The organism is Thermodesulfovibrio hydrogeniphilus, assembly GCF_054657355.1.
The window spans coordinates 1,752,269-1,778,424 of sequence record NZ_BAAHYW010000001.1 but is presented as its reverse complement, the minus strand read 5'-3'; the positions used below and the strand labels follow the sequence as shown (position 1 = coordinate 1,778,424).

Annotated in this window: 29 protein-coding genes, 1 tRNA gene and 1 riboswitch; of the genes, 22 read left to right on the top strand and 8 right to left on the bottom strand. The window is 37.2% G+C overall.

Features of this window, described 5'->3' with window-relative positions:
* Nucleotides 1–30: 30 nt before the first annotated feature.
* The 18 genes from ACYQ3P_RS08850 (at nt 31) to ACYQ3P_RS08765 (ending at nt 15,172) form a co-directional block, all read left to right on the top strand.
* The gene (locus ACYQ3P_RS08850; RefSeq protein ID WP_460177537.1) at nt 31–1,098 is read left to right on the top strand and encodes a 4Fe-4S dicluster domain-containing protein; all 1,068 of its coding nucleotides are present in this window, start codon (nt 31–33) and stop codon (nt 1,096–1,098) included.
* A complete protein-coding gene (locus ACYQ3P_RS08845; RefSeq protein ID WP_460177536.1) occupies nt 1,080–1,916 on the top strand; it encodes an FAD/NAD(P)-binding protein in 837 nt (278 codons plus the stop codon). The genes ACYQ3P_RS08850 and ACYQ3P_RS08845 overlap by 19 nt, the downstream gene beginning before the upstream one ends.
* Nucleotides 1,916–2,662, top strand: a complete 747-nt coding sequence (locus ACYQ3P_RS08840) for an NADH-quinone oxidoreductase subunit B family protein (protein ID WP_460177535.1) — start codon at nt 1,916–1,918, stop codon at nt 2,660–2,662. Before ACYQ3P_RS08845 ends, ACYQ3P_RS08840 begins: the two co-directional genes overlap by 1 nt.
* Nucleotides 2,659–3,978 carry a Ni/Fe hydrogenase subunit alpha gene (locus tag ACYQ3P_RS08835; protein WP_460177534.1) on the top strand — a complete coding sequence of 440 codons (1,320 nt, stop codon included), beginning with the start codon at nt 2,659–2,661 and terminating at the stop codon, nt 3,976–3,978. The genes ACYQ3P_RS08840 and ACYQ3P_RS08835 overlap by 4 nt, the downstream gene beginning before the upstream one ends.
* Nucleotides 3,979–4,476: 498 nt before the next feature.
* Nucleotides 4,477–5,583, top strand: coding sequence for an IS4 family transposase (locus ACYQ3P_RS08830; RefSeq protein WP_460177395.1), 1,107 nt, complete (start codon nt 4,477–4,479; stop codon nt 5,581–5,583).
* Between the two features lie 159 nt (nt 5,584–5,742).
* Nucleotides 5,743–6,102 (top strand): hypothetical protein, encoded by a 360-nt coding sequence (locus ACYQ3P_RS08825; protein ID WP_460177533.1) that lies wholly within the window; start codon nt 5,743–5,745, stop codon nt 6,100–6,102.
* 239 nt (nt 6,103–6,341) lie between these two features.
* A riboswitch (TPP riboswitch) is annotated at nt 6,342–6,448 on the top strand.
* Nucleotides 6,449–6,498: 50 nt separating this feature from the next.
* A complete protein-coding gene (gene thiS, locus ACYQ3P_RS08820; RefSeq protein WP_460177532.1) occupies nt 6,499–6,696 on the top strand; it encodes a sulfur carrier protein ThiS in 198 nt (65 codons plus the stop codon).
* A 1-nt stretch (nt 6,697) separates the two neighbouring features.
* Nucleotides 6,698–7,471: a thiazole synthase gene (locus ACYQ3P_RS08815; protein WP_460177531.1), complete on the top strand. Its 774-nt coding sequence runs from the start codon at nt 6,698–6,700 to the stop codon at nt 7,469–7,471.
* Nucleotides 7,468–8,085, top strand: a complete 618-nt coding sequence (gene thiE / locus ACYQ3P_RS08810) for a thiamine phosphate synthase (protein WP_460177530.1) — start codon at nt 7,468–7,470, stop codon at nt 8,083–8,085. The genes ACYQ3P_RS08815 and thiE overlap by 4 nt, the downstream gene beginning before the upstream one ends.
* Nucleotides 8,085–9,368 carry a phosphomethylpyrimidine synthase ThiC gene (gene thiC / locus ACYQ3P_RS08805; protein WP_460177529.1) on the top strand — a complete coding sequence of 428 codons (1,284 nt, stop codon included), beginning with the start codon at nt 8,085–8,087 and terminating at the stop codon, nt 9,366–9,368. Before thiE ends, thiC begins: the two co-directional genes overlap by 1 nt.
* Nucleotides 9,369–9,426: 58 nt before the next feature.
* The gene (locus ACYQ3P_RS08800; RefSeq protein ID WP_460177528.1) at nt 9,427–10,218 is read left to right on the top strand and encodes a hypothetical protein; all 792 of its coding nucleotides are present in this window, start codon (nt 9,427–9,429) and stop codon (nt 10,216–10,218) included.
* Nucleotides 10,219–10,233: 15 nt separating this feature from the next.
* Nucleotides 10,234–10,557 (top strand): Sec-independent protein translocase protein TatB, encoded by a 324-nt coding sequence (gene tatB, locus ACYQ3P_RS08795; RefSeq protein WP_460177527.1) that lies wholly within the window; start codon nt 10,234–10,236, stop codon nt 10,555–10,557.
* Nucleotides 10,558–10,560: 3 nt separating this feature from the next.
* Nucleotides 10,561–11,355 carry a twin-arginine translocase subunit TatC gene (gene tatC / locus ACYQ3P_RS08790; RefSeq protein WP_460177526.1) on the top strand — a complete coding sequence of 265 codons (795 nt, stop codon included), beginning with the start codon at nt 10,561–10,563 and terminating at the stop codon, nt 11,353–11,355.
* Complete coding sequence (locus ACYQ3P_RS08785; RefSeq protein ID WP_460177525.1) at nt 11,339–11,602, top strand: hypothetical protein; 264 nt, start codon at nt 11,339–11,341, stop codon at nt 11,600–11,602. The genes tatC and ACYQ3P_RS08785 overlap by 17 nt, the downstream gene beginning before the upstream one ends.
* Nucleotides 11,599–12,648, top strand: coding sequence for a redox-regulated ATPase YchF (gene ychF / locus ACYQ3P_RS08780; RefSeq protein WP_460177524.1), 1,050 nt, complete (start codon nt 11,599–11,601; stop codon nt 12,646–12,648). The genes ACYQ3P_RS08785 and ychF overlap by 4 nt, the downstream gene beginning before the upstream one ends.
* 21 nt (nt 12,649–12,669) lie before the next feature.
* Nucleotides 12,670–14,301, top strand: a complete 1,632-nt coding sequence (locus tag ACYQ3P_RS08775; protein WP_460177523.1) for a methyl-accepting chemotaxis protein — start codon at nt 12,670–12,672, stop codon at nt 14,299–14,301.
* Nucleotides 14,302–14,350: 49 nt separating this feature from the next.
* Nucleotides 14,351–14,441 (top strand) — tRNA-Ser (locus ACYQ3P_RS08770).
* A gap of 101 nt (nt 14,442–14,542) precedes the next feature.
* Nucleotides 14,543–15,172 (top strand): DedA family protein, encoded by a 630-nt coding sequence (locus ACYQ3P_RS08765; protein WP_460177522.1) that lies wholly within the window; start codon nt 14,543–14,545, stop codon nt 15,170–15,172.
* 601 nt (nt 15,173–15,773) lie between these two features.
* Here the strand turns inward: ACYQ3P_RS08765 and ispG are convergent.
* The 5 genes from ispG to ACYQ3P_RS08740 all read right to left on the bottom strand — a co-directional run bounded on the left by ispG (nt 15,774) and on the right by ACYQ3P_RS08740 (nt 20,975).
* Entirely contained in the window at nt 15,774–16,841 is a 1,068-nt protein-coding gene (gene ispG, locus ACYQ3P_RS08760; protein ID WP_460178070.1) for a flavodoxin-dependent (E)-4-hydroxy-3-methylbut-2-enyl-diphosphate synthase, read from the bottom strand.
* A 1-nt stretch (nt 16,842) separates the two neighbouring features.
* Nucleotides 16,843–17,838 (bottom strand): endolytic transglycosylase MltG, encoded by a 996-nt coding sequence (gene mltG, locus ACYQ3P_RS08755; protein ID WP_460177521.1) that lies wholly within the window; start codon nt 17,836–17,838, stop codon nt 16,843–16,845.
* Nucleotides 17,839–18,311: 473 nt separating this feature from the next.
* Complete coding sequence (locus tag ACYQ3P_RS08750; protein ID WP_460177520.1) at nt 18,312–18,791, bottom strand: Hsp20/alpha crystallin family protein; 480 nt, start codon at nt 18,789–18,791, stop codon at nt 18,312–18,314.
* 103 nt (nt 18,792–18,894) lie between these two features.
* Complete coding sequence (gene selD, locus ACYQ3P_RS08745) at nt 18,895–19,920, bottom strand: selenide, water dikinase SelD (protein WP_460177519.1); 1,026 nt, start codon at nt 19,918–19,920, stop codon at nt 18,895–18,897.
* Nucleotides 19,921–20,123: 203 nt separating this feature from the next.
* Entirely contained in the window at nt 20,124–20,975 is an 852-nt protein-coding gene (locus ACYQ3P_RS08740) for an SPL family radical SAM protein (RefSeq protein ID WP_460177518.1), read from the bottom strand.
* 630 nt (nt 20,976–21,605) lie between these two features.
* Here ACYQ3P_RS08740 and fabG point away from each other — a divergent pair.
* From fabG to rnc, 4 genes are read left to right on the top strand one after another with little or no spacing between them, the layout of a single operon-like run.
* Entirely contained in the window at nt 21,606–22,343 is a 738-nt protein-coding gene (fabG, locus tag ACYQ3P_RS08735) for a 3-oxoacyl-[acyl-carrier-protein] reductase (RefSeq protein ID WP_460177517.1), read from the top strand.
* 23 nt (nt 22,344–22,366) lie between these two features.
* Complete coding sequence (acpP, locus tag ACYQ3P_RS08730; protein WP_460177516.1) at nt 22,367–22,603, top strand: acyl carrier protein; 237 nt, start codon at nt 22,367–22,369, stop codon at nt 22,601–22,603.
* A gap of 7 nt (nt 22,604–22,610) precedes the next feature.
* Entirely contained in the window at nt 22,611–23,858 is a 1,248-nt protein-coding gene (fabF, locus tag ACYQ3P_RS08725) for a beta-ketoacyl-ACP synthase II (RefSeq protein ID WP_460177515.1), read from the top strand.
* The gene (gene rnc / locus ACYQ3P_RS08720) at nt 23,821–24,345 is read left to right on the top strand and encodes a ribonuclease III (RefSeq protein WP_460177514.1); all 525 of its coding nucleotides are present in this window, start codon (nt 23,821–23,823) and stop codon (nt 24,343–24,345) included. Before fabF ends, rnc begins: the two co-directional genes overlap by 38 nt.
* Here the strand turns inward: rnc and coaD are convergent.
* The 3 genes from coaD to purN are packed head-to-tail and all read right to left on the bottom strand — an operon-like array spanning nt 24,257 to nt 25,898.
* Nucleotides 24,257–24,742: a pantetheine-phosphate adenylyltransferase gene (gene coaD, locus ACYQ3P_RS08715; RefSeq protein WP_460177513.1), complete on the bottom strand. Its 486-nt coding sequence runs from the start codon at nt 24,740–24,742 to the stop codon at nt 24,257–24,259. The genes rnc and coaD overlap by 89 nt on opposite strands.
* Nucleotides 24,739–25,251 carry a 16S rRNA (guanine(966)-N(2))-methyltransferase RsmD gene (gene rsmD / locus ACYQ3P_RS08710; RefSeq protein WP_460177512.1) on the bottom strand — a complete coding sequence of 171 codons (513 nt, stop codon included), beginning with the start codon at nt 25,249–25,251 and terminating at the stop codon, nt 24,739–24,741. The genes coaD and rsmD overlap by 4 nt, the downstream gene beginning before the upstream one ends.
* Nucleotides 25,248–25,898 carry a phosphoribosylglycinamide formyltransferase gene (gene purN / locus ACYQ3P_RS08705; protein WP_460177511.1) on the bottom strand — a complete coding sequence of 217 codons (651 nt, stop codon included), beginning with the start codon at nt 25,896–25,898 and terminating at the stop codon, nt 25,248–25,250. The genes rsmD and purN overlap by 4 nt, the downstream gene beginning before the upstream one ends.
* Nucleotides 25,899–26,156 lie beyond the last annotated feature (258 nt).

Genomic DNA, 26,156 nt, shown 5'->3' with positions numbered 1-26,156 from the left:
TAATTGCTTAATCTTATTTTGAGGACGATTATGAAGATTGAACAGTATAGGATAATTGAGAAAAATCAAATTAAAGATTTCATAAACGCTCTCATTTCTCTATCCAAAGTAGTTGCTCCAGTATACAAAGGCTATAATAACTATGCCTTTCAGGAGATAAAATCAGCAGACGAGGTAAGTCTTAAATACATTCCAACTATTATTCCACCAAAGAAATACTTTTTACCAAAAAGGGAAACAATCTTGCAGTTTGATACAAAGGATGAAATGAAGATAGAGCCTGTTACAGAATACGATAATCTTATATTATTTGGAGTACATACTTGCGATATAGCTGGAATTAAATGCCTTAATATGGTTTTATCTGACAGACCTAAAGATACATCTTATCTGATTAGAAAAAAACATATTACTATTATAGGTATTGAATGCAATGACTACTGTGATGAATATGCAAGCTGTTCTTTTGTAGGTGCTCATATACCTACTACTGGATATGATTTGATGTTTACTGAGCTGAGCGATTGTTATATAGTGCATATTCACTCATATAAAGGCGTTGAGATAATTGAAAATACAGGGATATTCAAACCAGCAAATGAGGAAAAATTTGAAGAATTAAAGGCACTACGAAATGAAAAATTTAAAAAATTCAGCAATGAAATTCCAACGGAAAGAAGATACATACCTGACCTTTTTGATCGTTCCTTTAATGCAACTGTATGGAAAGAGCTTGAACAAAAATGTCTGAGTTGTGGTAACTGCACTGCTGTATGTCCAACCTGTTATTGCTTTGACATTAAGGAAGATGTTGACCTTACATTAAAGGCGGGTGAAAGATACAGAGTATGGTTTTCATGTCAGCTTGACCCATTTGCCAAAATTGCAGGTGGCATTGACTTTAGAAGGGAACGTTCTGCAAGGCAAAGACATAGATTTTATAGAAAGTTCAGATATCACATTGACAGATACGGCATGATTTTCTGCACAGGATGTGGAAGATGTTCTCGCACATGCATGGCAGGTATACAACTCAAGGAAGTACTTACATCACTCATAAGAGAATCAGAGGCAAAGATATGGCGAAAGTGGTTATAAAGGATTCACCCTACAATTTAAAACAGGCAAGAATACTGGGCATAAAAACGCTTACGGAAAAAGAAAAGCTTTTTAAAATTGTCTTTGAAGATGGAAAATGGCTTGATTTTGAACCCGGCCAGTTTATTATGGTTTCCCTAATGGGAATAGGTGAAATTCCAGTCTCTGTATGCTCTTCGCCTTTAAACAGGCATTATTTTGAAATTTGCGTAAGGGCTGTTGGTAAGGTTACAAATTCTCTTCACAATTTAAAACCCGGAGACAAAATTGGAGTAAGAGGTCCTTATGGCAATGGCTTTCCTATAAAAATGATTGAAGGGCATGACCTTTTAATAATTGCTGGTGGGTTGGGACTTGCACCATTGAGGTCTCTTATCCTTTATGCAATTGACAACAGAAGAGACTTTGGTGAAATTCACATACTTTTTGGATGCAAAACTCCACAGGAGCTTCTTTTTGCCGATGAAATTGAAGATTGGAGTAAAAGGCTTGATATTCATTTTGCTTGCACAGTAGACAGGGCAGACCCTGATTGGAAGGGAAATGTTGGACTTATAACTTCTCTAATTCCAGGAGTTGACATAGATCCAATAAGGACTTATGCTGCAGTTGTTGGTCCTCCAATTATGTATAAATTTGTTATAAAAGAGCTTCTTTCAAAGGGATTGCCGGTTGATCAAATTCTTCTTTCCTTTGAAAGGCATATGAAATGTGGAATGGGAAAGTGCGGAAGATGTCAGATTCAAAATCTATATTGTTGTAAAGACGGACCTGTATTTACATTTAGAGAAATAATGGATATGGCAGAGGCATTGTAATGAGTAAACCAAAGGTTGCATTTTTTGATTTTGCCTGTTGTGAAGGATGCCAGCTTCAGGTTGCAAATATTGGAGAAGCTCTTCTTGATGTTCTTGATATTGTTGATGTTGTTGAATTCAGAGAAGTGATGACTGAGAAGTGGGATGGAGAGTTTGATGTTGCTTTTATTGAAGGAAGCATAACAGATGAGCATGCTGTAGAAAGGGTTAAAAAAATTAGGGAAAGAAGCAAGATTCTTGTTGCACTTGGCTCTTGTGCTACAATTGGCGGTGTCAATGGAATGAAAAACTCCTTTGACCTTGAAGAAGTTGGCAGATATGTTTATGGAGAGCATTATAAATTTTTCCCTACTCTTCACACAAAAGCTGTGCATCAGGTTGTAAAAGTAGACTACTTTATAAATGGCTGTCCTATGTACATACCTGAATTTGTTACAGTTTTAAAATGCATTCTGCAGGGAATACCATACTATGTGCCAGAGTATCCTGTATGCGTTGAATGCAAACTCAATGAAAATGTATGCATGTATGACAGGGGAGTTACCTGCATGGGACCAGTTACAAAAGCTGGTTGCAATTCTTGGTGTATAAACAATGGAAACATCTGCTACGGATGCAGAGGGCTCACAATCAATCCAAATACTGAGGGCTATAAAGATGTTCTCAAAAAATATGGAATTCCTGAGGATTTTTTAATTAAAAAAATAGAAATGTATAACAAATGCAAGGAGTTGGACAAAGAGTGAGCAACAATATAAGCATTAATGTTAACTATTTAACCAGAGTAGAGGGACACGGCAACATAGTTGTTGAAGTAAAAGACGGAAAGCTTGAAATCTGTAGGCTTGAAATAGTTGAATCTCCGAGATTTTTTGAAGCATTCTTGAGAGGTCGTTCAATATATGAAGCACCTCACATAACTTGCAGAATTTGTGGAATCTGCTCATGCGGACATACCCTTGCATCAATTCAAGCTGCAGAGGATGCGCTCGGAATAAAACCTTCGGAGCAAACTATTCTTTTAAGGAAGCTTTTACTGCATTATGAGGAACTTGATAGCCACATTCTCCATATTTATCTTCTTGTTGCTCCAGACCTTCTTGGTGTGCCAAGCTTTGTACCGCTTATAAAAACTCATCTTGATGTGGTAAAACGGGCATTAAAAATGAAAAGGCTCTGCAATGAGCTATGCGACATACTTGTTGGCAGGCATGTGCATCCAATCTCAGCAGTAATTGGAGGATTTACCAAGCTTCCTTCAGAAAATGACCTCAGAGAGATGCATAAAAGACTTTTGGAACTTAGAACTGATATGGAATACACGGTTGAACTTTTCACAAACCTGAAATTTCCAGAGTTTGAAAGAGATACAGAGTACGTTGCATTGGTAAACGATGAAGATGAGTATCCACTTCTTTATGGAGACATAGGCTCAACTGATGGTTATAGAGTGGACAAGCATGAATATAAAAATGTTGTTAATGAATTCATTGTGCCATATGCTTCTGCCAAACGAACAAAGTGGCACAGAGACTCCTATGCAGTCGGTGCTCTGGCAAGATTTAATCTTAATCACGAAAAACTTCATCCTAAGGCTAAAGAAGCAGCAAATGTCTTAAATTTAAAGCCAAAATGTATAAATCCCTATCTAAACACAGTAGCACAGATTGTTGAGTCTGTCCATTGTGTTGAGGATGCAATAAGAATTGTAGAGCTTTTGCTCAACAAAGGAATTAATTATGACGAAATAGTTATTCCTGATATTAACGAGCATGGTATTCTTCCAGTCAAAGCTGGAGAAGGAGTTGGAGCAGTTGAGGTTCCAAGAGGGCTTTTAATTCATCACTACGAGTGCGATGAAAAAGGCATTTTTAGAAATGCAAACTGCGTCATTCCAACCAATCAGAACACCCACAATATTGAACTTGACATGATAGAGCTTGTTCCAAAAATCTTGGATAAATCTCCTGATGAGATCAGGCTGGCACTTGAAATGCTTGTCCGAGCCTATGACCCCTGTATTTCATGCTCTGTCCACATGGTTGAACTCAAAATAAAATAGACAAAGCGCTAAAATTACTTAATGACAGAGCATATATTTTTCAAATAGATTAAACTCATACCTGCCAAAATAGCCTTTTCCCAAAATAAACTGAGAAACAACCCCTTCACAATGTCAATTTATACTACCCTAAATTTTGCATTTTTTAGCATCATTGCGCAATGACAGAAGTCTATCTTTCTTATTTTCCTAAAAATGGCAGTAGAAATTTAAAATTGCCATAAACATTGCGAGGCATCCTCTCCCTCGTAATAGCCAGAACACAAAGTAGCCGAAAAATCTCACCTTTCACTTTACTCTCACTAAAACTGCTGTGCTTATAGTCTTTACGATTATATTTGCAGTCACTCTTGTCCAAAATAAATTTTTTAAAAAGCTCCGATCTGGGTAAAATAGATAAACATTTAGCTTAAAATTAAAGACCCAGATCGGAGGTGTATATGAATAAGTATAGCAGTATTTTCAGTCAAATTCTATCCCTTTTTCCAAGATTAGAATTTGAGAAGTCAGTCAAAGCAGACAGAAGCTGAGCGTAGAGCAAAAGGGTTTACGAGTTGGGGGCAATTTGTAGCTATGTTATTTTGTCAACTTGGGCAGGCGCATTCTCTAAGAGAGATATGTAATGGACTTGCCAGTTGCGTTGGCAAGTTAAGACATCTTGGTATAAAAGAAGCTCCAAAGAGCTCTACCCTTGCCTATGCAAATGAACACAGACCGTGGGAACTCTTTCAAGCAGTATTTTATATGCTTCTTCAGAGATGTCAGTCTAAATTTACTGGCAAGAGGAAATTCAGATTTAAGAACAAGCTAATGAGCTTTGATGCATCTGTAATAGAGTTGTGTGCAACAGTATTTGACTGGGCAAAATTCAGAAAGACTAAAGGTGCGGTAAAGTTGCATTTACTACTTGACCACTCAGGATATTTACCTGAATATGCGCATATAACAGAAGGTAAAGTGCACGAAGTAAACATATTAAGGAGACTTCAATTTTGTTCTGGTGCCATAGTAGTAATAGACAGAGGGTGTGTTGACTATGCTTTATTTGGTAGATGGACAGAGGAGGGGGTATATTTTGTAACAAGGTTAAAGGACAACGCCTCTTATAAAGTGATAAAGAGCCTACCAGTGCCAAAGAACAGAAACATAATTCGGGATGAGATAATCAAGCTTAAGGGTTTTTATGCAGAGCAAGACTGTCCATATGAGCTACGGAGGATAGAGGTCATGGATAAGGAAACAAAAGATACAGTTGTGCTACTCACGAACCAACTGAACTTTGGTGCAACGACCATATCAGAGATATACAAAGACAGATGGCAGGGCAGATTTTTTAAGACATTGAAACAAAATCTAAGAGTAAAAACCTTTGTAGGGACATCAGCGAATGCACTTAAGATACAGATATGGACGGCATTAATAGCGATACTGATACTGAAGTATCTGAAGGAGTTATCAACATTTGGATGGTCATTAAGTAATCTAGTTGCATTGTTGAGACTAAACCTATTTACATATAGGAATTTATGGGAATGGATAAATAAACCGACAGAGACACCGCAAATTGAGCCTCAAATAGAACAGTTAAAATTTAGACTTGTTTAATTGGACAGCAAATAAAAAGAAAGGGGGGTAACCTGATTTTGAAAAAGCAAATTTTCTTGTCCAAAAGTCTTATTTTATGCGGATGTTTTTTATGAGTTTAGATTATTTTGGACAGCAATGATAAAAAATATTAGCCCAAAATTAAATTTGAGGTTAAAAATGCAACGGATAACAATTTTTATATTTCTGTTTTTTATTTTTACTGCAAATCTCCATGCCTATGAAAAACGTCGTATCTTTGTTATTCCATTTGAAGTCGGTATTTCAAGAGTTCCTAATGACACTGCAAAGGAAATTACAGATTTGTTTGTCTCAGCCCTAATAAAATCAAAATCAGTTGAAGTGATTGATGCACAGAAGATTGAGAATTTCTCAAAAGATTTAGACTTTGAGCAAATATTGAAAATTGCTAAATCTGCTAAGTCTAACAAAATTTTTATGGGTAAAATCAATCAAGTGGAGCTACCCAAAAATAGAGATAGACACTCGTCACTGCGAGCTCCCTGTTGCGAGCGATAGCGTGGCAATCTGGGGCGAAGCAGTCTCTCTCTACTCGTCATTGCGACTCCGAGCGAAGCGAGGAGGAAGCAATCTTGCCTTTTCCCCTTCAAAGAGATTGCTTCGCATCCTTCGGATGCTCGCAATGACAGCAAAAAATACTTAATTTTCAAATGTTTATACCAATTATTGGATTTCTATCGCTATTTTTGGGAAAGCAAATCAATTTTGACAATTTTTCTTTAAATTTATTACAATTAATTAATCCCTGGGGGAGGTCGTAAGGACCTGAGAGTTCCCGTTGAGGGAAGACCCCTTGAACCTGATCCGGATAATACCGGCGTAGGGAAAGGGAGAGACTGAAAACAATCAGCCTCTATCCTTCAGGGATAGAGGCTTTTTTGTTTGGAGGAAAAAATGAAAATTAGAGTTAATGGAATTGATATGGATGTTAATTCGAGAACTCTTAAAGAACTTCTCGACGAGCTTAAAATCAATCCAGACAGGGTTGCCGTTGAGGTTAATCTTCAAATAATTAAGAAAGATAAATTTTCTGAATTTGAAATAAAAGAGGGCGATTCAGTAGAAATCGTAAATTTTGTTGGAGGTGGATAAAATGTATGAGCCATTAGTTATCAGAGGCATTGAATTTAAATCAAGACTTTGGGTTGGCACAGGAAAATATAAGAGCTTTGAAGAGACAGCAAAAGCAATTGAAGCCTCTGGCGCAGATGTGGTTACAGTAGCAGTAAGGCGAGTTAATATAATTGATCGCAGTAAAGAAAATCTTCTTGACTACATTGATCCAAAGAAATACAAAATTCTTCCTAACACTGCAGGTTGTTACAATGTTGAGGATGCTCTCAGATATGCACGGCTTGCTCGGGAAGCAGGTATCTCAGATATGGTTAAGCTTGAAGTTATTGGAGATGAGAAAACTCTTTTCCCAGATGTATGCGGGTTGCTCAAGGCTACAGAGATTCTTGCAAAGGAGGGCTTCATTGTATTTCCTTACACAAACGATGACCCAATTACAGCAAAAAGGCTTGTTGATGCAGGAGCTGCAGCTGTTATGCCTCTTGGCGCACCAATAGGCTCTGGTCTTGGAATAAGAAATCCATATAACATCAAGATTATTCTTGAAACTGTGAACATCCCAGTAATCGTTGATGCAGGAGTTGGCACAGCCTCAGATGTTGCCATTGCTATGGAGCTTGGTTGTGATGCTGTGTTAGTTAACACTGCGATAGCAGGAGCTCAAGACCCCATTATGATGGCAAAGGCTTTAAAACACGCTTGCATTGCTGGAAGGCTTGCTTACAAAGCAGGCAGAATACCAAAGAAGCTTTATGCTTCTGCAAGCTCTCCTATTGAGGGTATGCTTACATGAAATTTAGGCTTTATCTTATAGGTGACAGAAAGCTCTTTATAAGTGAGAATGATTTTTTGGAGGCAGTGGAGACAGCGCTAAAGGCTGGAATTAAAGCTTTTCAATTAAGGGAAAAAGATATGACAGCAAAGGAGCTTTATTACCTTGCTAAAAAATTAAGGGAGATAACAATTAGGCACGATGCATTGCTATTTATAAATGATCGCATTGACATAGCCCTCGCAGTTGAGGCTGATGGAGTGCATTTGCCACAAAGCGGTATTCCTGCTCATGTTGTAAGAAAGGTCTGGAAAGATAGATTTATCATCGGAGTTTCAACTCATTCAGTTGAAGAGGCAAAGAATGCTGAAAACTGGGCAGATTTTATAACTTTTAGTCCGATATTTTTTACTCCATCAAAAGCAAAGTATGGTGAGCCACAGGGGATAGAAAAATTAAAAAAGATAAAAAAAGCTGTTAAATGTCCTGTTTTTGCACTCGGTGGAATTAACATAGTTAATGCCAATGAGGTAATCCCTCATTGTGACGGAATTGCGATGATAAGAGGAATTTTAGAGCAAAAGGACATTGAAGAAGCAGTAAAAAATTTTATAAAAATCTTAGGAGAGGCGTGATGACAAGAATAGAGTTAGCAAAAAAAGGAATAATTACTGATGAATTTAGGAAAGTAGCTCAGCAAGAGGGGGTATCTGCTGAGGAGCTTGTAAAAAATATTGCTGAGGGAAAGGCTGTTATAACAAGAAATATTCTACGCAATATAAAACCTTTAGGTATCGGCAAGGGGTTAAGCACCAAAATTAATGCAAACATAGGAACTTCAAGGGACAAAACTGAGATTGCCGAGGAGTTAGAAAAGTTGAATGTTGCGATTAAATATGGAGCAGATGCTGTAATGGACCTTTCCACAGGAGGACCTCTCAGGGAGACAAGACAGGCAATTGTGAAGAATTCTCCAGTAAGTGTGGGAACTGTTCCAATTTATGAGGTTGCAGTAAGGGCATTGGAAAAGTATGGCAGTATTTTAAAGATGACAGTTGATGATATTTTTGATGTTATAGAAGAACATGCGAATGATGGTGTAGATTTTATCACTGTGCATTGCGGAGTAACAATGAAGATAGTTGAGATGCTTAAATCCAATGAGAGGGTTCTGCCAATTGTAAGCAGAGGAGGCTCTATACTTGCAGACTGGATATGTCATAATGAAAAAGAAAACCCCCTCTATGAATATTTTGATAGACTTCTTGAGATAGCAAAAAAATATGACCTTACCCTTAGTCTTGGAGATGGGCTTAGACCGGGATGTCTTCTTGATGCAACAGATAAATATCAACTCCTTGAGCTGATAACCATTGGAAAATTAAAAGATATAGCTGTTTCAGAGGGTGTTCAATGCATAATTGAAGGTCCCGGACACTTGCCCTTAAATCATGTTGAGACAAACATAAAACTGCAAAAAAGCATATGCAAAGAAGCACCTTTCTATGTTTTGGGACCTCTTGTTACTGATTGTGCCATGGGTTATGACCACATTGCTGCAGCAATTGGAGGAGCTTTAGCTGGTATGTATGGCGCTGACTTTCTCTGCTATGTAACTCCTTCGGAACATATTAGACTTCCTGATAAAGAAGATGTAAAGGAAGGTGTTATAGCATCAAAAATAGCTGCCCATGCTGCAGATATTGCAAAGGGGTATAAAAAGGCTTGGCAGAGAGACGAAGAAATGGCTTTTGCCAGAAGGAATTTTGATTGGCAAAAACAGATAGAACTATCTTTTGACCCTGAAAAAGTGCATTCTATGCGTTCTGAAAGACCTCCAATGGAGGATGAAAAAGTCTGCAGTATGTGTGGAGAATTTTGCGCAATAAAAATCTCAAGAAAGACAGTGGAGTCATGAAAAGAATAATTGAGCTAAATTTGTTGACTTATTTTGTTTTTTCTGCTATTCTTTTTACATGAAACGAATCTTTTTGTGTCTGATACTTTCATTGATTTTCTGTTCTCAGACAGATGCCTTTGACAGAAAAGGTTTTTCTCCAACAGCTCCGTTTTCAGTGCTTTCAACTTTTTCTGCAGACTCTCCTAAGCAAAATCAAGTAGCTTTGGGGATTGATTATGAGCTTGCAACTGATCCTGATATCAAGCGAGTTAATCTTAATGTCTCATATGGGCTTACAAATAATTTTGAGTTAATTCTTAATCTTCCCTATAACCTATCCTATAAAGATTACAGTAAATCAAGCGGAGCAGAAGATTTAAATTTTGGCTTTAAGCACAGAATTTTAGAAGAGACAACATTTACTCCTGCTATTGCCTATATGCTTTTTGCCTCTGGCGATTTTGGAAAAGAAGCATTTTCAACTGCAGGTGGGATAGGTGGAGGTTTTATTGTCTCAAAAAAAGTAGGACCTGTGCAGGCACATGGAAATTTAATTTACTTTAGACCAGAGAAAGAGGGATTTAAGGAGATATGGAAATTAAACCTTGGTGCAGAGTTAAAGGTAAGCTATAACTCTCAGATGCTCTTTGAAATCATTGGCAGAAAGGCTGTTGACAAAAATAAAATAGACCTTCTTGAGTGGAGACTGGGCTACAGAATAAAAATTACTGATTTTTCTTATACGACTGTTGGTGTTGGTTTTGATATAAAGAATAGAAATCCTGATACGAGATTTATGTTTGGTGTCAGTGTAATTTTACCACCTGAAAAGAGGAAATACAAAAAAGTTGTTGATGATGTTGATTGATTGTTATAATAACTTATGTTTGACTTAGGATTTCAGGAATTAATTGTGATATTTATAGTTGCTCTCCTTGTATTCGGACCTAAAAGGCTCCCAGAACTCGGCTATACTCTCGGGAAAACATTTAATGAGATAAGAAAGGCATTTCAGGGAGCAAAGGAAGAGATGGAGAAGGAGATCAATGAGGTTAAAGAAACAGTGGAGGATGTAAAAAAGGATATAAAAAATCCACTTGAGCTTAAAAATGAACTTTTCAAAGACATGCCCTCCATTTCAGACTTAAGAATTGATAAACACATTGAGAATATTGCAAAAAAAGAGATTGAGAAAAAGGAGTTATAATGGATGGAAGACCAGAAAATGTCTTTAATAGAGCATCTTTCAGAGCTAAGAAAGAGAATTATCGTTTGTCTTGTTGCACTTTTAATTGCATTTTTATTAACTTTTAGCTTTTCAGAATATATATTCAAAATTCTGCTTTTTCCCCTTAATTATACTCCGCAATTTTCTTTGAAGGAAGGGCTTGTTTTTGTCCTTGACCAAAAAATACAAAATACAAAACTTGTATTCTTAGGACCTGCTGAAGCTTTTTGGATGAATATGAAAATTGCCCTTGTTACAGGATTTCTTCTGACATTACCAGTAGTTTTTTATCAGCTGTGGAAGTTTATCTCCCCTGGGCTATATCCACACGAAAGAAAATACATACTGCCATTTGTTTTGACCGCTACAGCTCTCTTTATGATTGGTGTAACATTTTGCTATTTGATTGTATTGCCATTTGCAATGAGCTTCCTGCTTAATTACAAAGTTGGAGATTTTCTTATGCCTATGCTTTCTGTAGGACTGTATATAGATTTTCTCCTAAAATTTCTTCTTGCCTTTGGTTTTGTATTTGAATTGCCTATAATTATTGTAATTACTACAAGAATGGGAATTATCACTCCCCAGACCCTTAAAAAATACAGAAGGCTTGCTCTTGTGCTTGCCTTTGTTGTTGCTGCTATTATTACTCCAACTCCAGATGCCTTTAATCAAACCCTTATGGCAGTGCCTATGATAATTCTTTATGAAGTGGGAATATGGGTTTCAATACTTTTAAATAAGAAAAAGGAAGAGAAAGATGGAAGGTCGGAGTAAATCTTTAATGGCTATAGCCTCTGACATTGCAGATGGCTTTATTACAGTAAATCCTGTTTTTTTAAAGAAATTAAAAGAAAGCGATATTAAAGAGCTAAGGGAAGTTTTGATAAAGAAAGAAAAACAGATCAGGGCTGAACCTTTTCCATTTAATGACGCATTAGCAATAAGAAAAAGAAACATGCGACTGCAAAGAATAACTCAGGCAATAGTTATAATAAAAAACTTTTTGGAAGGGAGAATATGAAGATTGCTCTTGTAGGTTTTTCCAATTCTGGCAAAACTACGATTTTTAATGCAATGACCCATCAAAAAATTGAAACCTCTCCATCAATTACACCACCAGAGAAAATCCATAAAGGCATTGTTCAGGTTGATGACCCCAGACTCAGGAAAATAAGCGAGATAGTTAATCCCAAGAAAACAACCTTTGCTACTATTGAGTGTTTTGATTTAGCAGGGATTTTAAAAAATAATCCTTCACACAACTCCAAAATTATCAAGGAAATATCTGATGCCGATGCACTTATTTATGTTTTAAGAGGATTTGATGATCCTTCAGTTCCCTATCAGTTTGAATCAATAGACCCTTTAAGAGACCTTAATGAATTACAATATGAATTTCTGATGATTGACCTTGAACTTGTAACAAAAAGACTTGATAGAATGGCAGAGCAAAAAAAGAAGGGACAAAAGATTAATGAGAGAGAAAGGGAAGTTTTAGAGTTTTTAAGAGTACATCTTGAGGAAGGACAATCTCTAAGCTCATTAAAAATAACAGAAGAGCAAGCTCAAGAAATAAGACACCTTAATTTTATAACCCTTAAACCGTCTTTTTCTATAATCAATGTAGATGAGCAAGCATTTAATGAAGGAAAATTCAAGGATTCTGGATTTATTGTAATATGTGCATCATTGGAAAGTGAAATCTCCCAGCTTCCTGATGAGGAAATCGGAAGTTTTTTGGATGCAATGGGAATTGATGAGCCTGTTAATAAAAAGATAGTCAGAAAGGCTTACGAAATTTTGGATTACATTTCATTTTTCACCGCAGGACCTCAGGAAGTAAGAGCTTGGAGTATAAAAAAAGGCACAAAAGCAGTTGAGGCAGCTGGGAAAATCCATTCAGATATACAAAGAGGATTTATCAGGGCAGAGGTTGTCTCATATGATGACTTTATCAGCGTATCTGGAGACTTGAATCTTGCAAAACAAAATGGTATATTTAGACTTGAAGGGAAAGAATATGAGGTAAAAGATGGAGATGTGATCACATTCAGATTTAAAGTATAAACAAAACATAGGAGGCGCGGTATGGATTTTTTAAGGGAGCTTGACAGAAAAATCAAACTCCGTTGGAAGATGATAATTCCTCTTGCTCTTGCAATTGCCTTTGGAGTCATTGCTACTGTGATAGTTACAGGCTATGGAGCATACAAGATAGCTTTAGAGACAACACTACATTTTGGGGCAAAGGAAGTGCCTCAGGAGATCATGAAAGAAGTAAGAAACCTTCAATTGATTTTCGCTATTTTAGGTTTTTTAGGAATAATCTCTGCATCAGCAACTGTTTACATAACTTACATGATTACTCATAAACCCCTTAATATTCTTGACCAAACATTGCACAAAATTTCAGAAGGAGACCTTACAGTAAGAGTAGGTTTTAAAGATAGGGTTGATGTTGTTGGAAGGCTGGCAACGAGTATTGATAAGGTTCTTCAAACATTTATTACTCTTACAGACAAATCCCTTGAATACTCTCAAAGACTTGCCTCTACAGTGGATAAATGCAACAAAATTATAGATGATACAATAGAAGGTGCTAAAAAACAGTCTCAGCAAGCCAATCAAATAGCCACTGCAGCTGAAGAAATGACCCAAACAATAACAGACATCGCCAATAACGCATCTCGGGCATCTGAAACAGCAACAGAGGCTATGGAGACAGCAAAGAAAGGTCAGAGCACATCGGAGCAGGCTGTTCAAAAGGTAAATATTGTTTATCAAACAACAAATGAGCTTGGAACAATGATTGAAAAACTCAATCAAAGGGCTTCAGAAATAGGAGAAATTGTAACAGTAATAAAAGACATAGCAGACCAGACAAACCTTTTAGCATTGAATGCAGCAATAGAGGCAGCCAGAGCAGGAGAGCAAGGAAGAGGTTTTGCAGTTGTTGCTGACGAAGTAAGGAAACTTGCAGAAAGAACAATTAGGGCAACAGATGAGATTTCAAAGAAAATTGGCGCAATACAGCATGAGACATCTCTTACAGCCCAATCAATGCAAAAAGAACTTGCAGAGGTAAAAGAAGTTACAGAAGCAGTAAGAAGTATAGGTAACGCATTGGGAGAGATTGTCTCCTCAGTTGTAAAAGTAAAAGACCAAATCACACAAATTGCAACAGCGGTTGAGGAACAATCAGCAGCAAGTGAAGAAGTGACAAGGAATATTGAGGAAAGTGCTAAGATAGCATCCCACATAGAAAAACTTGCAGAGTTGATTGTAAAAGATGCCTATGAAATTTTACATGTTTCCTCAGACCTAAGACACACTGCCTCTGTAGTTAAGACAAAGAAAACGCAAGAGATGCTCTTTGATATATTTAAAGGTGACCACGAAAGACTTTATGTGCGAGTATTAGCCCACATTCGCGGAATTGACAGGCTTGACCCTGAAAGACTTGCAGACTTTAGATCATGCGGTGTTGGAAAGTGGTATTATAGTGAAGAGGGACAAAAATTTAGAGATTTACCCGGATTTTCAGAATTTGAAGAAATTCATAAAGCCAGTCATATTATTGGAAAAGAAATAGTTCTTGCCCATAATTCTGGAGATCATGAAAGGGTTAGAAAATTAATCGCTGAAATGGAAAAGAATCTTGAAAAAGTAGCAAAATCATTGGATCAGCTTAAAAGTGGGTATCTTGCAAGAATTAGATAATCAGCAACTTGACGAAAAGCAGTCACACAATGGTATTATAAAAAAGCTTGGAGAGGTGGCCGAGTCGGTCGAAGGCAGCCGCCTGCTAAGCGGTTGTGGGGCCAAAAGCTCCACCCAGGGTTCGAATCCCTGCCTCTCCGTTTTTTTATTAAGTCTTTATGGTCAAACAAATTAGCATAGACGCAAAATATAAAAGTCTTTTATTCTTATTCATCAGAAACCTGACAAAGTCAGGTTAAAAATGGATTTCTATTCAATAATAGAAAAATTCTCATATCCTGGTTTGTTTTTTTTATTAATTCTTGGTGGACTTGGTGTTCCATTCTTTCCTGAAGATTTAATCTTAATAGCCTGTGGAATGTTAATTTCTTTTGATATAATCAAACCTATTCCAGCAGTTATCATATCCTATGGAGGATTGATAATATCTGACTTTTTGCTATATTATGCAGGTAAAAAGTTTGGGCGAAAGGTAGTTACTAATCCAAAGTTTTCTAAAATTTTATCTCCCCAGAAATTTCTTTTACTTGAAAGAAAATTTATAAGACACAGTACCATCATTATGCTGCTGGGAAGACTTCTTGTAGGATTTAGAGCCCAGGTTTTCATTATTGCAGGGATTACAAAAGTACCTTTTTTAAAATTCCTAATAATAGACTCCTTCGGCTCTGCTGTAGTTCTTACAATTATGGTGACTGCAGGTTACTTAGGTGGCAAGTTTCTTGAAAGTGTTAAAAAGGGCATGCTATACATGGAATATGCAGTAGGATTTTTGGTGGTAGTTGCTATTATTCTTGGAATAATATACTTATCCTATAGATATCTGACAAGAACCAACAATTTGAAACCTAAGAACAATAATAGCGAATAAAATAATTTTACCTAAATTGTTCCACTCTCAAGCGTCATTGCAAGTCACCGTCATGTGACGGAGTGACCTCCTTACGTTGCATAGAGAAAGGAGAGATTGCTTCCTCCTCGCTTTGCTCGGAGTCGCAATTATGGTGAAAAAGATTCTATTAATCATTCACAATACGTTATTCACTATTCACCAATCACCATCCACCAATTATAGACTGCTTCGCCCCAGATTGCCACGCTATCGCTCGCAACAGGGGGCTCGCAGTGACACATTACTCCGTCATTGCGAGGCATCCGTCAGGATGCCGAAGCAATCTCTTCTTTTGCCTTTTGTGTCTCAAGTCTTTCGTTTTACAAATATTTAGACCCGATTTTATCAGTTAATTTTTTTGTAACTCATTGAAAAATAAACATTCTTATCTTCAAACTCCTCATTTTTTGGACAACAAATCTACTGTGAAGAAAAATTAACTGGTACCAGTTTTTCATTTTTTCGTATAATTTTTGACATTAACTGTCATAGCAAGGGACGAAGTCCCGATGCAATCTCAAAGGAATTTGCTATACTATATTCGCAATGACGGGTTAATAAAATTTGTGTATACAATCCCTCATTTTAGATGTGTATCAAGACTTCTTTTTATTTCTTCAAGAAGTGCGTCAACAAGTGTACTTTCTTTGACAGTTTTTACAATTTTGCCTTTTACAAAAACTATTCCCTGTCCTTTACCTCCAGCTATTCCGAAATCTGCTTCCTTTGCCTCACCCGGTCCGTTCACAGAGCATCCCATAACTGCTACTCTGATTGGCTGTTTTATTTCCCTCAAAGCTTTTTTTACCTGATTAACCATTCGTTTAATATTAACTTCACATCTTCCACAGGTAGGACAGCTGATTATTTCAACTCCAAAATTTCTGATTCCAACTGCTCGCAATATTTCATAAGCAACTTTTACTTCAACAACAGGAGACTCTGTTAGAGATACTCTTATGGTGTCTCCAATTCCCTCAAGAAGAAGCATTCCTATGCCTATTGAGCTTTTTACAACACCTTCTGGCGAAGGTCCTGTTTCTGTTATTCCCACATGGAGAGGGTAATCGTATTTTTCGCTAAAAACTCTGTATGCTTCAACAGTTTTTAAAACATCCGATGCTTTAAGGGAAATTTTTATATCATGAAAATCTAGCTCTTCAAGGATTTGAATGTGTCTTTCAGCAGCCTCAACCATAGCTTCAGGTGTTGGATGTCCATATTTTTGCAAAATATCTTTTGGAAGAGAACCAGCATTTACTCCTATTCTTATCGTTAATCTTCTCTCCTTTGCAGCATTTACAACTTCTTTGACTTTATCTTTACTGCCAATGTTTCCCGGATTTATTCTAAGAGCATCAACGCCTTGCTTTATTGCTTCAAGGGCAAGCTTGTAGTTGAAATGAATATCTGCAACAATCGGGATTTTTACTCTCTTTTTTATATTGCCTAAAGCCTTAGCTGCATCCATATCAGGAACAGCTAACCGAACTATTTCGCATCCTGCTTTTTCAAGTTGTTTTATTTGCCTGACTGTTTTTTCTACATCTCTGGTGTCTGTTTTTGTCATTGACTGCACAACAACAGGAGCACCACCGCCAATTGCAACATTGCCTATATAAATTCTTTTTGTTGGCTTTCTTTTGATATTAATCAATGTTTTCGCCTCTGATTTTATTTATTGCAGAAACATGCTCTTTATAATCAACAGAAAAAACATGGCTTCCATCACCTTTGGCAACAAAATAAATATAGTTAACATTGGCAGGATTTAAAGCAGCCTTGATTGATTTTATACTCGGAGAAGCTATTGGTCCCGGAGGCAATCCTTTGATGATGTATGTGTTATAGGGTGTATTATTTTTTAAATCGCTTTTTTTGACTCCCTCTTTAAATCTTTTTACACCATAAATTGCAGTTGGGTCTGCCTGCAAAGGCATTCCGATTTTAAGCCTGTTATGATAAACTGCGGAAATAATGGGCTTTTCCTCGTCTAATTTGGCTTCTTTTTCAATTATTGATGCAAGAGTCAATATTTTGTTAACTGTCCAACCTTTTTTTACAGTTTCTGCCCTTAATTTTTCATCATAAATCTGCCACATTCTTTTTACCATTATCGTCAAAATTTCTTTAAGTTCCATACCCTTTGGAATCAGATATGTATCAGGATAAATGTATCCTTCAAGGGAAGGTGCGTCTATATTTAAAGACTTCAAAAAGCTTTTGTCTGAAGTAAGCTGCCACAGCTCTTCTTTAAATTTTGGATTTATCTCACCAAGTTTATCTGCGATTTCATAAAGGCTGTCTCCTTCAACAATTGTGATTTGATATTCAATAATTTTGCCTTCAAGGAGTTCTTTGATAACATCCACCACACTCATTTGCGGTGTAATTAAATAATATCCAGCTCTTGCCTTTTTTTCTATCCCAAGCATTCTACCTGTGATTATAAACACTAATTCATTTCGTATAACATTTTTTTCCTTTAAGATAGACGCTATTTGAGAAAAACTTGCTCCCTTTGGTATATAAACTTCAATGTTTTCCTTTGTTCCAACAGGGCGTGTAAGCTGAATAGAGACATAAAGGAAAAGAAATAATAGATAACAAAATAGGATCAGAGCAATATATTTGATGAGTTTCATTTTTTATGATATCAAATCGTATTAATAGTTGGCAATTTTGAGGTTGTTCCCACAATAGAGATACACAAGCGTCACTGCAAGTCCCCCTGTTACGAGCGATTGCAAAGCAATTTCAGAGATTGCTTCGGCATCCTGACGGATGCCTCGCAATGACGGAGTAGTGTGTCACTCCGAGCTAACAAACAAATTCCATCGTCACTGCGAGCCTTTATTTAATATCGTCACTGCGAGCCAAAGGCGAAGCAGTCTCTGAGATTGCCACGCCTGCCTGTCGGCAGGCTCGCAATGACGACTGGGTGGTTATAAAAGGAGATTGCTTCGGCATCCCTTCGCTCTGTCTCGCAATAACAATGAAAAAGCATAGCTTGCAATGACAGCGAAGTATTTATTTTACAAAAAGTTATAGCAAATTAGACTTCTATCGTTGTTTTTGGGTTTTTAAAGATAAGGAGGGCTTATCGCCCTCCCAAATGTTATTCAATTTGCAGTTTTCTCTCCTTTGTCTTTGCCTCTTCAGATTTTGGAATTCTTATTTCAAGCACGCCATTTTCAAATTTTGCCTTTGCCTTATCTGTCTGAACCTCAACAGGTAGCCTGAAGGTTCTTGAAAATGAACCATAAGAACGCTCATACCTGTAGTAGTCTTTCTCTTCAACCTTTTCTTCCTTTTTCTTCTCTCCAGAAATTGTTATATAGTCCTCTGTAAGCTTAACTTCAATATCTTCCTTGTTAATGCCGGGAAGCTCTGCCTTAATAACAAGGTCATCGCCTTCCTCATAGAGGTCAACTGCTGGAGTTATCATTTCTTCCGCAGAGCTAACTCTTGGTAAAAGTGAGCCAAAAACTGAAAATGGTCTTCTCATTACCTCATCAAAAAGCCTTTCAAACTCCTCAAAGGGAGTTAAAATAGAAGGCTTAACTCTTTCTACATCCTTTCTTTCTTTTCTTGTCATAGTCCCACCTCCTTCAAGGTGATATTGATATTAACTGACTAAATATAACAAGTTTTAATCAGTTTTGTCAAGGGGTTATAAAAAACAATTTATACAAATCTTATCAAGATAAAATGACTTTTCCTTCTCCCTCTTCTATAACCTCTCCAACAACACTTGCAGAGCTGATTCCCTTTTCCTGAAGCATTTTTACTAATTGATTTGCTTTTGCATTTGGAACAGAAATAAGAAGTCCTCCTGATGTTTGGGGATCTGACAGGATATCCATAGTTATTGGGTCTGTATTGCCTATTTCCAATGATTTAGAGCAATAATTTACATTCCTTCTGCCACCTGCAGGCACAATGCCCATTGAGGCAAAATCAAATACCTTCGGAAGCAGAGGCACATTATTTTTGAAGATTTTTATCTTCACCTTGCTTGCTTTAGCCATTTCAAGAGCGTGCCCAATTAGTCCAAATCCTGTAATGTCTGTGCAAGCATTGACTCCAACCTGCATCATGACTTCAGAGGCAGTTTTGTTTAAGGTTGCCATTGTTTCAGTGAGAATTTTTGTTGTTTCCGCATCAAGAAGCTTGCCTTTCAAAGCCGTTGATAGAATTCCTGTTCCGATTGGCTTGGTAAGAACGAGCAGGTCTCCAACTTTTGCATTTCTGTTTGTAAGAAACTTTTCTGGATGCACTAATCCAGTTACTGAAATTCCATACTTAATTTCTGGATCTTCTACACTGTGTCCACCTATCATTAAAACACCTGCCTCTTTGAGCTTCTCTGCACCACCAAGTAAAATTTCTTTTAGTATGGATTTATCAAGACTATTAATAGGAAAACAAACAATGTTGAGGGCTAAGATAGGCTTTGCTCCTGCAGCATAGATATCACTTAATGAATTGGCTACAGCAATCTGCCCAAAGTCATAGGGATTGTCAACAATAGGAGTGAAGAAATCAACGCTTTGCACAATTGTAATTTCATCAGTCAGACGATAAATCCCCGCATCTGACCAGTCCTCTGAGCCAACAAGTAGATTAGGGTCAGAAGGAAGGGGAATATGCTTCAATATTTCTTCAAGGTCCCCAGGACCTATTTTTGCTGCTCAGCCTGCAGCCTTGACTTTTTCAGTCAGCATCAGTTTCTCTCCTCTTTAGACTTTTTATGCTTAATTTTATCATAAAACCGAAAAATGGTGATAAAAATATAGAAATTACTAAAGGCTTTTAAAAGATAAACATTTTTCGTCATTACGAGCACCTGAAGATGAGGCGAGGCAGTTTTGGACGCTACTTCGTCTTTGGCTCGCAGGGATGCGTGTTTTGAGTAAAATCTTTAAAATTACTTAATCAAATGGCTACCATCACAAGACAAAGCGGAATTGAGTTGTATAAACCCTTCCCTGCATGATGCAAAGCTTAACTTGAGTTCATCACAAATCTGTTTGATTTTTAAAATTATCTCTTTTCTTGTGCTTTCTGGTAAATACCATGAGTTAGATTTTTTTAGACCCTGCCTGAAATATAAAGACTCCAGTTTATGGCTTTCTTGAGGAAATAACTTTTTGAACCTTTGCCAGCTGTCCCATCTTGGTTTAAATGTGCTTGCTGTTACATGCATTATTCCATCTGACTTGGCTAATCTTAAAATTTCTTCTATTTCAGAGTCATTAATTCCGGGTATTATGGGATCAAGCCTTAGCCCTGTGGGGATTCCTTGTAAGTTAAGTTTTTCCAAAGCCTTTAGCCTTTTGTAGGGGGAAGGAGCATAGGGTTCAAGAGATTGATAGTGTTTAAGGGTCGTTATTGTGATTGTGACAGCTGCTTTCATATTTTCTATCAAATCTATGTCCCTGCAAACAATATCGCTTTTTGTGATAATTAAAACCCTGATATTACTTTCCTTAAAAATTTTTAGACAATTTCTGGTAAGTAGCAACTGACTCTCCATAGGAGGATATGGGTCAGAGGTGTTACTTAGAGAAACGAGCGAGTTCTGAGGAATTTTTTTTATTTCCTTTTTAATTTGTTCTGTTAGGTTAGGTTTAGGTCTGCAATGAAAAAAATCTTTTATGTATGATGAAGCATAGCAGTAAACACATCCATGTGCACATCCTGTATATGGATTAAGTGAATATTTTGAAGGACAGGTGCATAACTCACTTTTCCATGGATCAAATGGTCTGATGTACATGGTTAATCTCCAGCCTAAATTGTGCAATTCTCAAGTATTTTTACGAAAGCTCGCAAAGCCTTCGGCTCGCGACAGGCTCCGTGACCGAAGCAATTTCGTCTTTTCCTTCCAATCCCACGAAGAGATTGCCACGCCTCACCTTCGGTGAGGCTCGCAATGACTGAGTAGATGTCATGCGAGGTTATTTTTTGTCATTGAGAGACACCCCATTTTTTCCGTTATTACGAGCCCTATTCCCGTCATTGCAAGGGAAGCAATCTCGCTTTTCCCTTGCGCCCTTTGTCCGTCATTGCGAGGGACTTTAGTCCCGAAGCAATCTCGCCTTTTGCTTTTCACTTCTCACTTCTTACGTTTTACGAATTTTCAAACCTTCAGATTGCCATGCTATCGCTCGCAATAGGGAGCTCGCAGTGACAATTTTCTATCTATTTTTCTGGTACTCTCAGTGATAGACTAACAAAGTTTTATATAAAAAAACAATCAAATTAATTGGATTATAATACAGAAAAAGTCTTTTCTTCATTGATATTTGGCAATAATTTGCCAACATGGCAGATGTGAGGTGGAATTTTTCAATAAAGATTTTTTATAATGTAATTTTTAGAGGCTTTAATATAAGGAGGCTTTGAAATGAAAGGACAAACAGCAATAATTACAGGTTCAGCAAGGGGAATAGGAAGAACAACTGCAGAGGAATTTGCTAAAAGAGGAGTTAATGTAGTTATCGTAGATATAAATGAAGAGGTAGCGCAAAAGGCAGCTCAGGATATAAAAAATCAGTTTAATGTTGAAACATTGGGCATACAGGCAGATGTTTCCAATGCCGAAGATGTAAAAAAATTATTTGAAGAATCTGTAAAAAAATTTGAAAAAATAGAAATTCTTATCAATAACGCTGGTATAACCAGAGATAACCTGCTAATTAGGATGAAAGATGAAGAGTGGGATGCGGTTTTAAATATCAATTTGAAAGGCGCTTTTCTGTGTTCTCGTGAGGCTGTAAAGATTATGTCAAAAATAAAATACGGTAGAATAATAAATATTGCCTCTGTCGTAGCTTTTATAGGCAATCCCGGACAGGTAAATTATTCTGCTTCAAAAGCAGGCCTTGTTGCAATGACAAAAACATTAGCAAAGGAATATGCATCTCGTGGAATTACAGTCAATGCTGTTGCTCCAGGATTTATTCAAACTGCTATGACAGAAAAATTGCCTGAAAAAGTGAAGGAGGAAATGCTTAAAATGATTCCCCTTTCACGATTTGGAACAACTCAGGATGTTGCAAATGCTATAATATTTTTAGCCCAACCAGAATCAGGATATATAACCGGTCAGGTTATTCATGTAAATGGCGGAATGTACATGTAAAAAAAGAAAAAAGGAGGGACATAATGGTAGAAGAAAAAGTAAAGGAAATTATAGCAAAACAGTTAGGAGTTGATGCAGCACAAATTACTCCTGAATCATCATTTGTTGAGGACCTCGGAGCAGACTCCCTTGACACAGTGGAGCTCGTAATGGCATTTGAAGAGGCTTTCAACATTGAGATTCCAGACGAGGACGCAGAGAAGATTGCCAAAGTAAAAGATGCAATTGAGTACATAAAAAACAAGACTGGACAGGCATAATCAAGTAATGGCAAAAAGAAGAGTTGTTGTGACCGGGCTTGGGGCTGTGACCCCGCTCGGTCTTGATGTAAAATCTACATGGCAGGCAATTCTTGAGGGAAAATCAGGGGTTGGCTATATTACTCAGTTTGATACCACAAATTATCCAGTAAAAATAGCTGCCGAGGTAAAGGGCTTTGATCCAACCCAATATATTGAACCAAAAGAAATCAAAAGAATGGATAGGTTTATCCATTTTGCTATAGCAGCCACCCAAATGGCACTTGAGGATTCAGGTTTGAAAATTACAGAGGAAAATTCAGAACGGATAGGTGTTGTTATTGGTTCAGGGATGGGTGGTCTTCCAGCCATTGAATATTATCATCAGGTGTTACTTGAAAAGGGTTGGAAAAGGATATCACCTTTTTTTATTCCTATGCTAATAATTAATCTTGCAGCAGGACAAATTTCCATAAGATACGGAATTAAGGGTCCAAATTTAGCTGTAACAACAGCCTGTGCAACTGGAAATCACTCAATTGGTGAAGCTTTCAGAATGATTCAATATGGCGATGCTGATGTTATGATATGCGGTGGAACAGAAGCTGTCATTGCACCAATGGCTGTTGCAGGATTTTCAGTTATGAAAGCACTCTCAACAAGAAATGACGAGCCTGAACGTGCAAGCAGACCCTTTGATGCAGACAGAGATGGATTTGTAATGGGAGAAGGCTCTGGCATAATAATTCTTGAAGAATTGGAGCATGCCCTAAAGCGCGGAGCAAAAATTTATGCAGAACTTGCAGGATATGGAATGACCGCAGATGCCTATCACATAACTGCTCCTGCACCAGAGGGAGAAGGTGGCGCAAGATGCATGAAAAGGGCTTTGGAAGATGCTGAAGTTAAACCCGAGGAAGTGGATTACATCAATGCACACGGCACTTCCACAAAGCAAGGAGATGAGCTTGAAACACAAGCAATTAAGAGCGTATTTGGTGAACATGCTTATAAACTATGTGTAAGCTCTACAAAGTCAATGACAGGTCATCTTCTCGGTGCTGCAGGCGGAGTTGAGGCTATTTTCACGATTTTAAGCGTTTATGAAGACATAATTCCTCCAACTATTAATCTTGATAATCCAGACCCTGAATGTGACCTTGATTATGTTCCATACAAACCCAGAAAAAAGAATGTAAGATGCGCTATTACAAATTCCTTTGGATTTGGCGGTACTAATGCATCCCTTGTCTTTAGAAAGTTCTCAGGAAATTGAAAATATAATCGGTTACAGATTTAAAAATCCTGAACTTCTTCATCAGGCACTTACCCATAGTTCTTATGCAAATGAAAATCTGACTCCATCAAATGAAAGACTTGAGTTTCTTGGAGATGTTGTCTTGGGATTTGTTATATCAGATTATCTTTTTAGCCTTAAGCCAGAGCTAAATGAAGCTGAGATGTCAATAATTCGCTCATATCTCGTTAGCAAAAAGTGCCTTGCTTTAATTTCAAAAAGACTTCTACTCGGAAGATTTTTATTGTTGGGCAAAGGAGAGAGATTAAGCGGTGGTGAAAACAAAGACTCCATCCTTGCAGATGCAATGGAAGCAATTATAGGCGCTATTTATCTTGATGGTGGCATCTCTGCTGTAAAAGAATTCATACTTGAAATTATTTCTGATACTTTACCTTTAAAGCCTTCTCCACCACAGGAGGCACAAGACTTTTTACTGAGCCTCCAAAGTATGCAATCTCTTTAACAATGCTTGAGGATATAAATGAGTACTGCTCAGAAGGCATTAGAAATATCGTTTCTACATCCTTTAAAAGTCTTCTGTTGGCAAGGGTAAACTGAAATTCAAATTCAAAGTCTGAGACTGCTCTCAGTCCTCTAACGATTGCAAGTGCGTCCTTTTGTTTAACAAAATTGATGAGAAGCCCGTCAAATGGCTCAACACTAAGATTTTTTAAATCTTTTGTTGCTTCTTTTATAAAGTAAAGCCTCTCTTCAATTGAAAAAACAGGTGCTTTTTTATAACTTGACATAGCTACTGCAACTATAAGCTCATCAAAAATCTTTAAAGCTCTTTTGATAACATCAAGATGTCCATTGGTTATGGGATCAAACGTGCCGGGATAAACGCCTATTTTTTTCAATCTACCCTCCTGTAAACCGTTAAAAGTGTATCTCCATATCTGTAACATTTATGGATTTTTAAATCCTTTAGTTTCTCCCTTAACGATTCATTTTTATAATGCTGAATGATTAGTATTCCGTCTTCCTTCACCAGATTTTTCTTTTCAAATATTTCAAACATTCTTTTCAGTTCACCAGACTCATAGGGAGGGTCTGAAAAAATAATATCGTATGTCAGCTCTGTTTGTCTAAGAAAATCAATTACATCTAAGTTATAGACCCTCGCCTTTTCAAGAAGTCTATTTTTATTCAAAGAATTTTTTATGAAAATACACAAAACTGGGTCTCTTTCAACAAATATTGCTTCCTTAGCACCCCTTTTCAGTGCTTCCATGCCAACAAATCCTTTTCCAGCATATAAGTCTACAAATGTCTTGCCTTCAACATCCCGCAAAATATCAAAAATAGCTTTTCTGACAATTGCAGGAGTGGGTCTTACTTTTTGAGTTTTTATATTTGCTCCTTTCATAGACTAATCTCAGGATTTGTAAAGAATTTTTCAGGCAAACGATAGTCTTTAATTTTAACTTTTCTTCCCTCTACCTGAAGCCTTCCTTCTGCAAAAAGTCTTATTGCTTCAGGAAAAATTTTATGCTCTAATCTGAGTATCCTTTCTGAAAGACTGTCTTCTGTATCATCTGGATGAACTGGTACAGCGGCCTGAATGATTATTGGTCCTGTGTCAACTCCTTCATCAACAAAATGAACTGTGCATCCACTTATTCTCACTCCATAATCAACTGCTTGCTTCTGACCATGAAGCCCCGGAAATGAAGGAAGAAGAGCTGGATGAATATTCATAATCCTGTTTGGAAAAGCATCAAGCAAGGGCTTTTTAACTATTCTCATAAATCCTGCCAATACGACAAGCTCTACACCCTTTGCCAATAGTTCGTCCCTTATTTTTTCGTAAAATGCTTCTTTGCTTAGAAAATCCTTTGGATTGACATAGAGATGTGGAATTCCATGCTTTTTTGCTCTTTCAATTGCATAGGCATTGGGATTATCAACAATTAATATCTCTATCTTTGCAGGAAGCCTTCCAGCTTCAATTTCATCAATGATTGCCTGAAAGTTGGAGCCCCTTCCTGATGCTAAAACGCCTATCTTTAGCATCTTAGACCCTCCTAATTGAATTTATCCTAATTTGAGTAAATTTTATATAACATATTTTGTTAGCCTTTAATTGCAAGCCTTGCCGAAGGTGAGGCATGCAAACTAAAAAACGAGATTGCTTCCTCCTCGCTTTGCTCGGAGTCGCAATGACAAGGAAAGGGGTCATTGCGAGCCTGCGGTCAGGCGTGGCAATCTCATAAAAAAGACCGTATAGCCTCAGACATAAAATCTCTCGCAAAGTCCATATATCTAACATAC

Excerpts from the sequence above, each read along its gene's own strand:
- ACYQ3P_RS08850 (WP_460177537.1), top strand. The coding sequence starts at position 31 with ATGAAGATTGAACAGTATAGGATAATTGAGAAAAATCAAATTAAAGAT.
- ACYQ3P_RS08845 (WP_460177536.1), top strand. The coding sequence starts at position 1,080 with ATGGCGAAAGTGGTTATAAAGGATTCACCCTACAATTTAAAACAGGCA.
- ACYQ3P_RS08840 (WP_460177535.1), top strand. The coding sequence starts at position 1,916 with ATGAGTAAACCAAAGGTTGCATTTTTTGATTTTGCCTGTTGTGAAGGA.
- ACYQ3P_RS08825 (WP_460177533.1), top strand. The coding sequence starts at position 5,743 with ATGCAACGGATAACAATTTTTATATTTCTGTTTTTTATTTTTACTGCA.
- thiS (WP_460177532.1), top strand. The coding sequence starts at position 6,499 with ATGAAAATTAGAGTTAATGGAATTGATATGGATGTTAATTCGAGAACT.
- ACYQ3P_RS08815 (WP_460177531.1), top strand. The coding sequence starts at position 6,698 with ATGTATGAGCCATTAGTTATCAGAGGCATTGAATTTAAATCAAGACTT.
- thiE (WP_460177530.1), top strand. The coding sequence starts at position 7,468 with ATGAAATTTAGGCTTTATCTTATAGGTGACAGAAAGCTCTTTATAAGT.
- thiC (WP_460177529.1), top strand. The coding sequence starts at position 8,085 with ATGACAAGAATAGAGTTAGCAAAAAAAGGAATAATTACTGATGAATTT.
- ACYQ3P_RS08800 (WP_460177528.1), top strand. The coding sequence starts at position 9,427 with ATGAAACGAATCTTTTTGTGTCTGATACTTTCATTGATTTTCTGTTCT.
- tatB (WP_460177527.1), top strand. The coding sequence starts at position 10,234 with ATGTTTGACTTAGGATTTCAGGAATTAATTGTGATATTTATAGTTGCT.
- tatC (WP_460177526.1), top strand. The coding sequence starts at position 10,561 with ATGGAAGACCAGAAAATGTCTTTAATAGAGCATCTTTCAGAGCTAAGA.
- ACYQ3P_RS08785 (WP_460177525.1), top strand. The coding sequence starts at position 11,339 with ATGGAAGGTCGGAGTAAATCTTTAATGGCTATAGCCTCTGACATTGCA.
- ychF (WP_460177524.1), top strand. The coding sequence starts at position 11,599 with ATGAAGATTGCTCTTGTAGGTTTTTCCAATTCTGGCAAAACTACGATT.
- ACYQ3P_RS08775 (WP_460177523.1), top strand. The coding sequence starts at position 12,670 with ATGGATTTTTTAAGGGAGCTTGACAGAAAAATCAAACTCCGTTGGAAG.
- ACYQ3P_RS08765 (WP_460177522.1), top strand. The coding sequence starts at position 14,543 with ATGGATTTCTATTCAATAATAGAAAAATTCTCATATCCTGGTTTGTTT.
- mltG (WP_460177521.1), bottom strand. The coding sequence starts at position 17,838 with ATGAAACTCATCAAATATATTGCTCTGATCCTATTTTGTTATCTATTA.
- ACYQ3P_RS08750 (WP_460177520.1), bottom strand. The coding sequence starts at position 18,791 with ATGACAAGAAAAGAAAGAAAGGATGTAGAAAGAGTTAAGCCTTCTATT.
- ACYQ3P_RS08740 (WP_460177518.1), bottom strand. The coding sequence starts at position 20,975 with ATGTACATCAGACCATTTGATCCATGGAAAAGTGAGTTATGCACCTGT.
- fabG (WP_460177517.1), top strand. The coding sequence starts at position 21,606 with ATGAAAGGACAAACAGCAATAATTACAGGTTCAGCAAGGGGAATAGGA.
- acpP (WP_460177516.1), top strand. The coding sequence starts at position 22,367 with ATGGTAGAAGAAAAAGTAAAGGAAATTATAGCAAAACAGTTAGGAGTT.
- fabF (WP_460177515.1), top strand. The coding sequence starts at position 22,611 with ATGGCAAAAAGAAGAGTTGTTGTGACCGGGCTTGGGGCTGTGACCCCG.
- rnc (WP_460177514.1), top strand. The coding sequence starts at position 23,821 with ATGCATCCCTTGTCTTTAGAAAGTTCTCAGGAAATTGAAAATATAATC.
- rsmD (WP_460177512.1), bottom strand. The coding sequence starts at position 25,251 with ATGAAAGGAGCAAATATAAAAACTCAAAAAGTAAGACCCACTCCTGCA.
- purN (WP_460177511.1), bottom strand. The coding sequence starts at position 25,898 with ATGCTAAAGATAGGCGTTTTAGCATCAGGAAGGGGCTCCAACTTTCAG.